General features: G+C 37.9%; 17 protein-coding genes. 1 reads left to right on the forward strand and 16 read right to left on the reverse strand.

The window, feature by feature from the left end; all coding sequences use genetic code 11:
• From GQR46_RS09075 to dapA, 12 genes are all read right to left on the reverse strand, one after another.
• Positions 1–421 (reverse strand): acyl-CoA thioesterase (locus tag GQR46_RS09075; protein WP_165740769.1); only part of this gene is annotated, 421 nt, incomplete at its 3' end.
• Positions 414–1,958, reverse strand: a complete 1,545-nt coding sequence (locus tag GQR46_RS09080; protein ID WP_024593020.1) for an aromatic amino acid ammonia-lyase — start codon at positions 1,956–1,958, stop codon at positions 414–416. The genes GQR46_RS09080 and GQR46_RS09075, both read right to left, overlap by 8 nt.
• Positions 1,951–2,919 (reverse strand): acyltransferase, encoded by a 969-nt coding sequence (locus tag GQR46_RS09085; protein ID WP_165740770.1) that lies wholly within the window; start codon positions 2,917–2,919, stop codon positions 1,951–1,953. The genes GQR46_RS09080 and GQR46_RS09085 overlap by 8 nt, the downstream gene beginning before the upstream one ends.
• The gene (locus GQR46_RS09090) at positions 2,909–3,658 is read right to left on the reverse strand and encodes a glycosyltransferase family 2 protein (RefSeq protein ID WP_165740771.1); all 750 of its coding nucleotides are present in this window, start codon (positions 3,656–3,658) and stop codon (positions 2,909–2,911) included. The genes GQR46_RS09085 and GQR46_RS09090 overlap by 11 nt, the downstream gene beginning before the upstream one ends.
• Positions 3,651–4,016, reverse strand: coding sequence for a thioester dehydrase (locus tag GQR46_RS09095; protein ID WP_165740772.1), 366 nt, complete (start codon positions 4,014–4,016; stop codon positions 3,651–3,653). Before GQR46_RS09095 ends, GQR46_RS09090 begins: the two co-directional genes overlap by 8 nt.
• Complete coding sequence (locus tag GQR46_RS09100; protein ID WP_165740773.1) at positions 4,000–5,364, reverse strand: AMP-binding protein; 1,365 nt, start codon at positions 5,362–5,364, stop codon at positions 4,000–4,002. The genes GQR46_RS09095 and GQR46_RS09100 overlap by 17 nt, the downstream gene beginning before the upstream one ends.
• The gene (locus GQR46_RS09105) at positions 5,357–5,923 is read right to left on the reverse strand and encodes a hypothetical protein (RefSeq protein ID WP_165740774.1); all 567 of its coding nucleotides are present in this window, start codon (positions 5,921–5,923) and stop codon (positions 5,357–5,359) included. Before GQR46_RS09105 ends, GQR46_RS09100 begins: the two co-directional genes overlap by 8 nt.
• 4 nt (positions 5,924–5,927) lie before the next feature.
• On the reverse strand, positions 5,928–6,173 hold the full coding sequence (locus tag GQR46_RS09110) for an acyl carrier protein (protein WP_002958648.1): 246 nt from the start codon (positions 6,171–6,173) through the stop codon (positions 5,928–5,930).
• 21 nt (positions 6,174–6,194) lie between these two features.
• Positions 6,195–6,452 (reverse strand): phosphopantetheine-binding protein, encoded by a 258-nt coding sequence (locus GQR46_RS09115; RefSeq protein ID WP_007580830.1) that lies wholly within the window; start codon positions 6,450–6,452, stop codon positions 6,195–6,197.
• Entirely contained in the window at positions 6,449–7,231 is a 783-nt protein-coding gene (locus GQR46_RS09120) for a lysophospholipid acyltransferase family protein (RefSeq protein WP_206009514.1), read from the reverse strand. The genes GQR46_RS09115 and GQR46_RS09120 overlap by 4 nt, the downstream gene beginning before the upstream one ends.
• Positions 7,224–7,937: a beta-ketoacyl synthase chain length factor gene (locus GQR46_RS09125; protein WP_346766800.1), complete on the reverse strand. Its 714-nt coding sequence runs from the start codon at positions 7,935–7,937 to the stop codon at positions 7,224–7,226. Before GQR46_RS09125 ends, GQR46_RS09120 begins: the two co-directional genes overlap by 8 nt.
• A 118-nt stretch (positions 7,938–8,055) precedes the next feature.
• Positions 8,056–8,973 (reverse strand): 4-hydroxy-tetrahydrodipicolinate synthase, encoded by a 918-nt coding sequence (dapA, locus tag GQR46_RS09130; protein WP_165740775.1) that lies wholly within the window; start codon positions 8,971–8,973, stop codon positions 8,056–8,058.
• A gap of 171 nt (positions 8,974–9,144) precedes the next feature.
• Here dapA and GQR46_RS09135 point away from each other — a divergent pair, with 171 nt between their 5' ends.
• Positions 9,145–9,798, forward strand: a complete 654-nt coding sequence (locus GQR46_RS09135; RefSeq protein WP_165740781.1) for a DUF6058 family natural product biosynthesis protein — start codon at positions 9,145–9,147, stop codon at positions 9,796–9,798.
• 9 nt (positions 9,799–9,807) lie between these two features.
• On the opposite strand, the gene GQR46_RS09140 is transcribed toward GQR46_RS09135, so the two are convergent.
• The 4 genes from GQR46_RS09140 to GQR46_RS09155 form a co-directional block, all read right to left on the reverse strand.
• Positions 9,808–10,572 (reverse strand): 2-keto-4-pentenoate hydratase, encoded by a 765-nt coding sequence (locus GQR46_RS09140; protein ID WP_165740776.1) that lies wholly within the window; start codon positions 10,570–10,572, stop codon positions 9,808–9,810.
• 138 nt (positions 10,573–10,710) lie between these two features.
• Positions 10,711–11,115: a hypothetical protein gene (locus GQR46_RS09145; protein WP_165740777.1), complete on the reverse strand. Its 405-nt coding sequence runs from the start codon at positions 11,113–11,115 to the stop codon at positions 10,711–10,713.
• Positions 11,116–11,224: 109 nt separating this feature from the next.
• The gene (locus tag GQR46_RS09150; RefSeq protein WP_007378675.1) at positions 11,225–11,383 is read right to left on the reverse strand and encodes a hypothetical protein; all 159 of its coding nucleotides are present in this window, start codon (positions 11,381–11,383) and stop codon (positions 11,225–11,227) included.
• 26 nt (positions 11,384–11,409) lie between these two features.
• Positions 11,410–11,754, reverse strand: coding sequence for a hypothetical protein (locus GQR46_RS09155; protein ID WP_165740778.1), 345 nt, complete (start codon positions 11,752–11,754; stop codon positions 11,410–11,412).
• Positions 11,755–11,984 lie beyond the last annotated feature (230 nt).

Raw genomic sequence — 11,984 nt, forward strand, 5'->3', positions numbered from 1 at the left:
AAACCGCTTTTAACTTATTAAATAAAATAGCGGGTGATTCAAATTGCATTTCTTTGGAGCTAACCTCAACCGCAACTTGCGTGGTTGAGGCTTTAGTAAGGCGCTTATTAGTTAGCGAGTCAGTGATTACGTAATCAATCCGTAGTCGGTTCTCGTATTCTTTTAAGTAAGCCGCTACTTTAATTTTTTGAGTAAATACTGCTGAGGCAACATACTTTATTTGCATATCAACAATTGGCCACGCGTAGCCCGATTCATGCATTTGCGGGTAATCATAATCAAATAAACGCAGTAACTCGCAGCGCGCTACTTCTAAATAACGTGGGTAATTTCCATGCCATACAACATTCATTGGGTCGCAGTCATGAAATGGAATTTCAATTTCTACCACATGCGTTAATAATGCACCTTTACTATTCATACAACGCCCAACGTTTAGTTTGAATATACCCTATTGTTTGCCTTAGCACGGCTTCCATTGGTCTATCCTCAGTGAGGTTTTCAAAGTAATCAGTTATATCGGTATACATGTTTTGCATATCTTGCGTTAAAGTCGAAAACTCAAGATCGCCTTGTTTTATACGCAATCTAACACCTTGAATACTTGCTAATAACGTACTTGCTAACACTTGTTCTGTTAGCTGTAAAATACGTAAACAATCGCGAGACGCAATAGTTCCCATACTCACTTTATCTTGATTATGACACTCCGTAGAGCGAGAAAAAACGCTGGCCGGCATGGTTAGCTTTAATGCTTCAGCAGTGTAAGCGCTACAGCCAATTTGAACCGCTTTAAAACCATGATTAATATAACGGCGCTCTGGTGCACTATCAGACAAGTTTGAAGGTAGCCCATTGTTGTACTTAGTATCAACCAAAGAAGCGATTTGTCTGTCTGCTAAATCAGCAAGGTTTGCAACGGCTGTTTTCATGCTATCCATTGCCATTGCAATGTGGCCTCCGTAAAAATGCCCGCCGTGTAATACATGCTCACCTTGGCCGTCAATTATTGGGTTATCGTTTGCTGAATTAAGCTCGTTTTCTATCATGTGCCTAAAAAACGGCAGACTGTCTTGCAGCACACCAATAACATGGGGTGCACAACGGATTGAATACCTATCTTGAAGTCTGTCTGCATTACGAGGGTGATCGTGATGGTTTAAATCGTCTCTTATCCAACGTGCAATTTGTTGCTGCCCAGGATGTGGCTTAACTGAAAATAATATCTCATCAAAATGATGGCTATTTCCTTTAAGCGCTAAACTTGATAATGCAGTAATACGGCTCGCCAGTTTAGCTAAGTAATTAGCCCTATCAAACGCTAAACACGCTAATGCAGTCATTACCGCTGTGCCATTCATAACGGCAAGACCTTCTTTTGGCCTTAGTGTTAGTGGTTCTAAGCCAACTTCTTTCATAACTTCTGCACTGTTACGTACTTGGTCTTTGTAAAACACATCACGCTCGCCTACCATCGCACCTGCAACGTAAGATAACGGTGTTAAATCGCCACTGGCACCTACTGACCCTTCTTGCGGGATCACAGGCACTATATCGTTATTTAAGTAATCTTTAAGTAGGTGCAGCATTTCCCAGCTAATACCAGAGTAGCCCTGTGAAAGTGATGTTAAGCGGGTCGCTAAAATTGCACGCCCTTGCACTTTATTAAATACATCCCCGAGTCCACAGCCGTGAAAGCGAGTTAAATGCAGAGGTAATTCATCAACTAAATCAAGAGGTACAGCCACCGTTACAGAATCACCGTAACCAGTAGTAACGCCGTAAATCACGCCATCTTCTTTTAAAAGTGTGTCTAAAAAACGCAAAGCGCTATTAATTTTAACGCTAAAAGTTTCACAGCTATTTAATTGCACTTGTGTTTCATTAAAGGCAACTCGAACAATATCTTCAATTGATAATCGCTGATTGCCAAAAAGCTGTATATTTTGTTCAGTCACACTTGTTCTCCATTGATTGATCGCGCACTACCTGCTGATCACTTTTCCAAAAATCGTAAAAATTAAACCACTGATAAGGATATAAAGCTGCGTAATAACTCAAACGCTGTGCATAGTCAGTAATAATAAGTGTTAGCGCCTGCTGTCGCTCTCGTCGAGGCATTTTTAATGATTGGCTGTAATGTTCAAATATCACTTGATACTTTTTGCTTTTTTTATCTTTTAAACAAAACAAAAAGTAAACAGGGCAATCAAGCAGCGCGGCTAATATAAAAGGCCCCTGTGAAAATGGGGCATTTTTGCCTAAAAATGGTACCTGTACCGACCGAGAAGCCGTTGTTGTGCTTGTTCTGTCGCCAACAATAACGATTATTTCTCCCTGCTCTACTTTTTCTTTTAGTAAAATAGCTAAGTCAGGCCCCATATCAGTCACTTGTATTAAATTAACCGACACATCTGGGTTAATCTTTTTAAGCATTTTATTAAATTCAACAGCGTGATGGGTAAACACCAGTACATTTATTTTTTTACTGCTGCGGTGCTGGCTAAGTGCCCTGCACACCTCTAAATTACCCAAGTGAGAACCTATAAAAATAGCCCCTTGATTTTGCTCATCTAGCTCAGCAAATAAATGCTCATTCGTGTATTTAATATCACGTTGGGTTATTCGCCCAAGCCAAGCATCAATTTTATCTAATGCGCTATCTGCAAAACTACAAAAGTGCGCTAATTGCATTTTAAACGTAACAGGTTGTTTGCAGCCTTGGTAAACATTAACTTGCTCTAAAAACGCTTTAGATGCTACACGCGCTACTTTTCCTGTTAAAAAAAGATAAAAGACCACAGGAAACAAAACAATCCACAGCCCTTTTCTACCCAGTAATTTATGAGCAAATAACAGTATTTGAATACCTAAAAAATTACCGCGTTCTTGCATTTTAGACCAGTGTTTAGCGGCCATAACGCCTCTTTAATTTATGCCAAATTAACACAGGAGAGCGAATCAACATTCCAAAAAACAAGCGGGTGTGTAACCACGAAATACGCACGTTATCGTGTAATGGCTGAAAATGAGAAAGCCCATTTTCGGGGTAAATTACTTGGCTAGGTAAAAATACAAAAGGCACATTGCGCCAATATAAACGCACTAAAATTTCGGGGTCAAAATCCATGCGTTTTCCAAGCGATACCTCATCAATTAGCTTTGTACTTTGCTCAAGCGGATACACTCTAAAGCCACACATCGAATCTACAATTGTAAAACTTAACGTTTCAATCCATACCCAAACATGCGTTAAATAACGTGCTAAATAACGGTGTTTAGGCACTGAATCGTCATATATTGGGCAACAGCTTATAAGCGTTTTAGGCTGAGCGTTTGAAAGCGCTATTAGTTTTTTAATATCAGATAAGTCATGCTGCCCATCAGCATCAACCTGTATTGCATGCGAAAAACCTAGCTTATGTGCCTGCTTTAAGCCGGTTTGTACCGCGCCGCCTTTGCCTTGATTATCGTCGTGGGTAACTACACTCAACTGCGCGTACTTTGCATCAAGCTTACTAAACATATTTTTAGCTTCGGCGTTGCTTGCGTCATCGACCATAATAATTGCAAGATTAAATGACGATAATTGGCTCAGCACATCATCAATAACCGTAATGTGATTATAATTTGGGATAACAATACAAAAGTTATTCATTTATCAGGCTATCAAAAACAACACGGCCAGACGCATGCTGTCCTTTGTTTGAATTGTACGAAAAGGTATATTTATTCTCTGCTTTTTGCTCAAGCAATAATTCGATTGTTATACCTGGGGTAATCACTACCTGAAACTTTAATACTTCAACATTTTTAACAGGTTGCTGAACATTATAATATTTACAAATTGCAGCCACAGCCCAGTCTAATTGCACAACACCGGCGAGTATTGGGCCATCAGTGAAATGTCCTTTGAAATAATCTAAATCGTGAGGAACTAGTAAGCTTAATTTATACTTTTGCTCTGCTTTTTCAAAAGACAGTAAATCAGGCTGTGTTTTAATCAACTTTTGCAAAAAGACTCTCCAATGCTTTTAAATTTAACTTTGCCTGTGAGTTGTATGGTAATTGTTCGACAAAACGCCACTTTTTAGGGATACAAATTCGCTCAAAGCGCGCTAATGCATGCGCTTTTAATAAATTATTTGTAGCTAACTTACCGTCACCATTAAAAAATATCTGCCCTTTATGCGTAAGCACAACAATAGCGCCTACAATTAATCGCTCACCAGGCAAGGCGATTACTTTAGCTTCACTTACCCACTCACTAGTACACAAATGTTGCTCTAGCTCATCTAAACTTAATCGTTTTTCTTCTAATTTTATAATTCGATCGAATCGGCCTAATAATCTAAATTGACCATTTTTAAGTACTTCACCTCTATCATCTAAAGGGTAATTTTTGTCGCGAACGAGCGGTGAGTTTAAAATTAAACGCTGATCGTCCAAAGCCCGTACTTTAATACCCGAAAATGGCTGCCAAAGGCTAACCTTTTCAAGTGAAGTAACTTGTCGATATGCAATACCACCTGTTTCGGTACTACCAAAAACTTGTGTAACTGGTTTATTTAATTGCGTAAACAACGATACAGCATCTTCGTTTAATAGCGGCCCACCTGATGAGAAAATCCATTGTAAATGAGACTTATCATTCACTAAAACATTATCAATACATAACCGTTTTAACTGTGCTGGGCTTGAAACAAACACTACTTTTTTAAATAACTTGAGCTTTGTAGCTATATGTTCTGGGTAATGCAATAGTTCTGTATTTACAACCTTTCCTGCACGTAATGGCCACAATAATCTAAACAATAAGCCGTATATATGCTGATGCGAAACACTCGCTATAAAAATAGGATTATCAATCAGTGCGTAGCTATTAATTAATGTACTTAATTCTTTATTTATTACCTGCCACGTTTTTACAATTGGCTTTGCTTTACCCGACGAGCCCGACGTGTAAAAAACAATTGTGCCTTCTTGAGGCCATTTAATTGTTTCAATAGATACAAAGTGAGGTTGATTATCTAAAGTGCCTATATCTAAAAAATCAGCCTCTAAATCGGCTACTAATTCAGACTCACCAATAAAAAAAGGTGTTTGTTTAAGCAAGGAGTTTAACGTTGCAGGTTGCCCATTAGGCGGCAAAATCACTGTGTTTCCGTGTAGTGCCAAAGCAAATAAGTACACGGCAAATTTGTAGGTGTCTGTGGTGTATAAAACAACCGATGATTTAGCATTTAACGTTGATAGCTTTGCTAAAACTTCGTTTATATCACTAACAAACTGACGCTCCGAAATATCATTATCAGTATGATTAAAACATGTTCTTATCGCATTACTTTGAAAAGCATTAAACACCGGCGTTCCTTTTTACTTTTTGTCTGACTAGCCACTCTATAGCAAACAATGTGCCCATAGCTAAGTAAGCAATAAAACCATTATAAAAAGCCCAGGTTTCTAGGCTACTAAAAATACTGGTGTACAGGGCAATACCACCGTTTAATACAAAAAACACACACCACACTAGCGTTACTTTTTTTGTATAAATTACACCGTTTTCATCAAGTGAGGGCTCAGTAATGCGCGCAAAGGTTTCAATAATAGAAGGCCCTTTATACAAGGAATACGCAAACACAACTAACATAACTAAATTAATGATTACGGGATACAAACGCAGCCCTAAGTCGCTATCCATTACCTTGGAAATCAAAATAGTAATGGCTGCTAAAAATGTAGCGGGCTTTAACCACGGCATTTTATCAAACAAGGCTTTGCTTAACCAAAGTCTAAGCCCGAGTAAAAATAGCAGTAATACTGTAATAATCTGACTATTAAAACGCGTAAGGCCTACGTACACAATAATAGGGTAGCAAGCCAAGCAAATCATAATTAACGTTGTTAAAACTGCTTTTAACATAGTATTAGTTAACTAACTTTTCTATTTCGGTGACTATATCTTGCACTGTGCGCACGAGCTTAAAGGCATCAGGCTCAATTTTTTTACCTGTGATTTCTCTTAACTTCACAACTAAGTCAACTGCATCAATACTGTCTAAATCAAGATCTTGGTACAGGTTAGCCTCTAAGCTAATATCTTCTGGGTCTATTTCAAATTCGTTTTCTAAAATGCCGTGTAATACATCATAAATTTCAGCAGCGGTTTTCATCTTTCTTCCTACTTTTATATATTAAGAACGTGCTTGTTCAATAAATTTTGCTAAAGAATTAACTGAGGCAAAGTGCGCTTTAGTTTGATCGGAGTTTGCATCTATTTTCACATCAAATTGCTTCTTTATCGCAAGTCCAAGCTCTAATGCATCTATGCTGTCTAGCCCTAGGCCATCTACAAATAAAGCGTCATCATCTTGAATGTCAGCAGTGGTCATGTCTTCAAGGTCAAGGCTTGAGATAATCAGTTGTTTTATTTGTTCTTTTAATTCGCTCATATATTTTTTAGCTCTTGTGTAAAATAATGTTGTAAATCTTTAGTCAATTGGCGTGATTGTATCGCGAGCATATCGCTGTGGTACGTTGCACAATTAAACTGCTGGCCCGCAAGCCTCATTGTAAAATGCGCCTGATATGGCGCGACCTTATACCAAGGTGTGCCTTTGGTTAAAGTGTTTGGCTTCATTTTAATTAAAAAAGTAGTAATGGGCGCATGACATCTAATTGCAATATTTGCAGCGCCTCGTTTAAACTTTAATGTTTTATGAGGCTCTGTCCGTGTCCCTTCAGGAAATACAATTAAGTTATTACCCTTTTGCAAACTGCGCTCGCACTCTCGTAATAGCTCCTGCGGATCGTCATTACTTATATAGCCAGTACTTTTAATAACGCCGCGCATAAAAGGATTTTTAAATAAATGCGCCTTTACTACGCAATCTGCATTTTTTACTACCGAAATTAAAACAACAACATCAATTAAAGAAGGATGGTTTGCTAATATCAGTTGCCCTTTTAAGCCTTCAATTTTTGCTTTATCGTTAACATGGAATTGAATAACGCCTGTTATATGCATTAAACTAACAAATAATTTGAAACAATAATGCACTGTTTTTCGAGCCTTAAGCTTTTGTTTAACTGAGTCACTTTGAAATAGGCGCTGAGCAGGAAAAACAATAAAGGCTAATACTAAACCACCCATTCCAAAAACTGAAAAGCAAAATGCAGTAGCAATAATCCGCCAAATCAATCCACATAGCCTTTGTGCATTTTTAAGCATGGTACGTAAGCTGCCAATCGTGCTCAAGCGTGTTATGAACAAGTAATGTATTGCTTCGCTCATACAAAGCTTTAGCGCATTGAATACTCATTGGTAAGTCGCTTTTTTCCATGCCCGTATTAAATACTTTGTTTAAACTAAAGTGGGGTTCGCCTTTTTGCGGCGCTCTTATTATTAAACCAATAGAGTGTGCTATTTGCTGTTCATCGGCGTACTGAGCGTAAATATCGGGGAGGGGTTCATCGGTATGAACTATTAATATGTGTTGCTGATCGTTATCAGCAAGTCTTACAAAGCCATCTACGAGTGCATAAATAAAGCTTTCGGCTCCTGCAGCAATAGCATTTGTAGCACTTGTATTGCCCTGTATTATCCCAAAAAGTCCCGAAGCAGCATTATGCACACTTAACCCAAAACCAGTGGGCGACAGTGGCTGATCATTTACTACATCAACAAGTAAGTTAGACGTTTTATGAAAATCGCCGTGTCGAGAAGAAAAAACACTCGGTAAATTAGCATAGTTACCTTGAGTGCTTACTTGATGAGCACTCAAGAGCGCCATTTTGATAAAAGAAGTCATTCGGCGTCGCTGCATAGCAGGCACCCAACTGAGATTTAACACAGAGGAATCAAACCAATTGCTCTCTTTTATTTGTCGCTGTTCAGGCTTTATCCATGTAGCGAGTTCTTCAACAACAAATTTCACAGTTCAACGTATTTTATTAAAAATAAGGGAGGGAATTTTACCGATTTTAGCAATAGAAGTAAATAATCATTAACAAAAAGCACCGAACTAGCAAGTTGTTCAGTGCTCGCTCATATTGCTAAGAAAGCAGGGCTATATCGCCTTGCTTAATACACTTAGCTGCGCCGCCTACAACATCGCTGTTATTTAACTCATTAATTAACACTTCGCCTTGAGCTTGTTGTTCATCACTAAGCGGTAAATACGGTAATCTAAATACTGGGTTTACTGCGCCAGTCATCATCAATGCGGTATTAATTGCAATCGGGTTTGGTTCACAGAACAACCAGTTCATCAATGGTTGTAACGACGCATTTAGCTCGCTACTTGGCGTATCCATTAACTGACGGAACAAACCAGGTATAAGGTTAGAAGTAACCGAAATAACACCGTGCGCTTTATGTGTGTGGCGCGCATCGTGACTTTCGTCATCGTTACCCGACCAACATGCAATACCTTGTTGTTCATAATGGGCAATACGTTCATTACCGCCACACTCTTTTACACCAATAAAATATTCATGTTTAGCGAGTGGTTCAATAATATCAGGCGTTAGGTCTTGACCTGTTCGCCCTGCTACGTTGTAAATAAAGGCAGGTCCAATATCAAGTACACGCTTAAAGTGCTCTTTAACACCCGCAATAGACGTACGTCCGTAGTATGGATTAATTTGCAGTGCTGCATCCATACCGCTGGCAAAGCCATATTTAGTTGCTTTAATCGCTTCACGGGTGTTGTTACTACCGGTATTACCGACAATAACCAGTTTGTCACCATACTTGTTTGCACTGTGCGCTATAAGCATTAAATGCTCTTCCCAGTTCATTAACTGGCCTTCGCCTGTTGTGCCACCAACTACAATGCCGTCAACGCCTGCTGCAATTTGTATTTCTACGAGTTCATCGTACTTTGCTAGGTCTATTTCACCGTTTGCTAAGTATGGCGTTTTAATAGCTGTAATAAGGCTTGCTTGTTTAATTTGGTCTAGGGTGCGCATAAAAAATCATTATTTATAAAACTTGCGCTATTTGTAACATAATTGCCGGTACTTTTGGAGGTGTAAGCCTACATTTAATTATAAAATTTCTTGTGTTATTAAGTTTGGTAATACAAAATGAATAACTGTATATATGAACAGTATTTTATCTTTAACGATACCAGAGGCTTTATGCGTTTATCTGACTACTTAGCAACTCATTTTTATAACACCGATGAACTGTGCCAAGCATTAAATATAGATGCAGATACACTTTTAGCTTGGCAAGAGCGAAGTGTTTTCCCAAAACCAAGTTACTGTATTAAAAGTCAACTTAGCTGCAGCTCATATTCAGGTTTGTATGAATGCGAAGAGTATGACGACTATTACCCGCGCGGCTGTGTTAATTGGGGTCAAGGTCTTTTAAAACAAAAAATAGAATCATCAAGCCATGCTTTTAATTATTTTGCACAGCAATATACTGCAAGCCTAACTAAACTCGCTCAGCAAGGATTTACGTTTAGCGAAGAGCTATTTGGCTGCGAAATAGACGAGCACTTGCAGCAAATTTGGCAACAGTTTTTATGCAGTAAGTACGGCGTGCTTACTCAAAATGGATTAATAGACGAAATAGTCTCGGTAGATATTGGCAGGTTATTAGTTGACGACATTACCGAACTGCGCAGTAAAGCGAGTTTAAACCAAGACGAAAGAGCGCTACTACACCCAGCCATGAAGCTTTTAAACAAAGCACTAGGACACGGCGCCGACCATGAAAAACAACAAACATTGCGCACCCGTTACATAGATGCGCTTATTTTAAAGTACGATTTATCTATTAAATAACGTTTAAATTTACTTTGATAAAAACGTAGTGCTAAATGACCCTAAGTCTTCGTAACTAATCGTGGTTAACTGATCGGTATTAAGCTCAACAACACCACAGTAAGAGCCCGTTATAAACACTTGCCCTGCTTCTAAGTTGATTCCCTTTGCTGATAAGTAATTAACCGCCCAATAAAGTGGAAGTTGCGCAAGTTCTGCAGGGTGAATACCCGCCAAGCTTAACTCAGCTTCAATTTGCTTAACGTTAATGTTTACACTACTTGCGTTATACGCTTTGGCTTTATCTATTTTTGGGCCTAAATACACGCCTTGATTAGATAAACCATCGGCCAGCTTTTCAATGTGAGTGCTTGGAGTGTCTTCATCAAACCTTTTTTGAATAAGCTCAAGTGCTAAGTGGGCGCTGGCAAATGCAGTATCCACGTCTTCATTTGTATAGGTTTTATTACTTGGTAAATCGCTTTGCAAAATAAATGCAATTTCTGGTTCTATCAGCGCTTTATCTTTTGTTGTATACAGTGGGCAATTTTCAGCTTGTTTTATAGGTGCATGTAAAAGAGGTGCTAATATAATTGAGCCATCATCTAAAGGCAGCATACACTTCCAGCCATATACAGTTTGATCATTTAAATAAATCATCAACTTTTGTACTTCTATTGCATCGTCAGTCGAGTCTAATACCAACTCTTTAGGAAAGTTTGAACGCGCTGGGTTTTCATCTCTTTGTGCTAATAAATGAGTAGCAATTAGTTTTAGCTGTATTGAGTTGTTCACATAAATCTCTTTAAAATATGTTACTGGTTAAGCAGTAAATAGGAAGGATTACATTATTAATGTATTAGTTTAGGCATTAGAACATAATATTAAATGCCTATAATTAAAATTGTATTTAAAATAAAGCGTGGTAATTATTTAAGTATCAATAGATTTAAGCGAGCGTAAAAACAGCCCTAAGCCACCAAACGCTAAAATTATAATAACAATCAAATCAAACGACGTCATAGTTCGCATACTAAATCGAACACTCGATATAACGCCAAATATAAGTGCTGTTAGCGAGCCAAGAGATAGCACCCAGCCTAAAATTTTTTTAGAATTATAAAAAATCAGACCCACACCAAAAATAAACGGGATCATAACCATGCCGCCTGTAACGCCAAAGCCACCTAAAGCATTAACACTATAAATACGAGAACTTAGTCCAAAATTAGAGGTCACCGAAATTGCGTTTAGCAGCATATAAAAGCCACCGCACATCATAATCAAACCAATAAAAAAATGCCCAATACCACCAGAGCTTCCACCCGCACCTTTCATTATTAATTATTCCTTTTATATTTTTAACTTAATCGTTTTAAATGGTAATTACTCGACTATTAACATTGACCGCGGTCTACATAATCAATCCGTGCACACGCGAAAACACTTATCGCGTAATTACATGCCAAATAACATAAAACCAAGATAAAAAACCATGCAAAATTGCCCATAACACAGACTCGTTAGCACTCCATGAAATAGCAATTGCTAGGGCTGTACCAAAAGAGACTCCATATTTTACTATTTCATTTCTTGAGTTTCTCATTAATTATATTCCTCGATTCTAACTTATTAGCTGCTTGATTTATTTACTAAAACTGAAAACTCTTTACCATCAATATTTATACTTGCTTCTTTGCCCAGCTCAACGACTAAAGAAGGTGCCATATGTTTTTCACCTAATTTCAGGTCGGTTGCTAAGCTTACGGTCGAGTCATCAATTGGCGTTAGTGTAAGAGCAAAACTATACGAGTTATCAACTGAAACTGATGCCTCTTCGTTTGAATTTACTACTAAAACAGGTGAACCAATTAAATTTTTATTATCATAAAATTTGGCATTTACTACAAAACTGTCATTAGCTTGTGCAAATGAAACAAAGCCTAACAACGCTACTATTGCGATTAATTTTTTCATTATTATTTCCATATAAATTGATACAACTTAAAGCTGTTAAGGCTTTATTTGCTGTGATTTTTTAGCTGGCTATTTTCTAGTGATTGATGTTACATCGTTCACTATACTTTCCATGTGCTAAGGCACTTAATAGTGCCTATGAGTGTTTCTATATTTACACCAGAGAACTTTAATGTAAACAATAAATTAAATAAGCCATTTATTAGAGTAATTTGTGATACAAAAAACGA

Source organism: Pseudoalteromonas sp. Z1A6 (assembly GCF_011378745.1).
GTDB lineage: Bacteria > Pseudomonadota > Gammaproteobacteria > Enterobacterales > Alteromonadaceae > Pseudoalteromonas > Pseudoalteromonas arctica.

Coding starts and splice junctions, on each gene's coding strand:
- GQR46_RS09085 (WP_165740770.1), bottom strand. CDS start 2,919: ATGGCCGCTAAACACTGGTCTAAAATGCAAGAACGCGGTAATTTTTTA.
- GQR46_RS09090 (WP_165740771.1), bottom strand. CDS start 3,658: ATGAATAACTTTTGTATTGTTATCCCAAATTATAATCACATTACGGTT.
- GQR46_RS09105 (WP_165740774.1), bottom strand. CDS start 5,923: ATGTTAAAAGCAGTTTTAACAACGTTAATTATGATTTGCTTGGCTTGC.
- GQR46_RS09110 (WP_002958648.1), bottom strand. CDS start 6,173: ATGAAAACCGCTGCTGAAATTTATGATGTATTACACGGCATTTTAGAA.
- GQR46_RS09115 (WP_007580830.1), bottom strand. CDS start 6,452: ATGAGCGAATTAAAAGAACAAATAAAACAACTGATTATCTCAAGCCTT.
- GQR46_RS09120 (WP_206009514.1), bottom strand. CDS start 7,231: ATGCTTAAAAATGCACAAAGGCTATGTGGATTGATTTGGCGGATTATT.
- dapA (WP_165740775.1), bottom strand. CDS start 8,973: ATGCGCACCCTAGACCAAATTAAACAAGCAAGCCTTATTACAGCTATT.
- GQR46_RS09135 (WP_165740781.1), top strand. CDS start 9,145: ATGCGTTTATCTGACTACTTAGCAACTCATTTTTATAACACCGATGAA.
- GQR46_RS09145 (WP_165740777.1), bottom strand. CDS start 11,115: ATGAAAGGTGCGGGTGGAAGCTCTGGTGGTATTGGGCATTTTTTTATT.
- GQR46_RS09150 (WP_007378675.1), bottom strand. CDS start 11,383: ATGAGAAACTCAAGAAATGAAATAGTAAAATATGGAGTCTCTTTTGGT.
- GQR46_RS09155 (WP_165740778.1), bottom strand. CDS start 11,754: ATGAAAAAATTAATCGCAATAGTAGCGTTGTTAGGCTTTGTTTCATTT.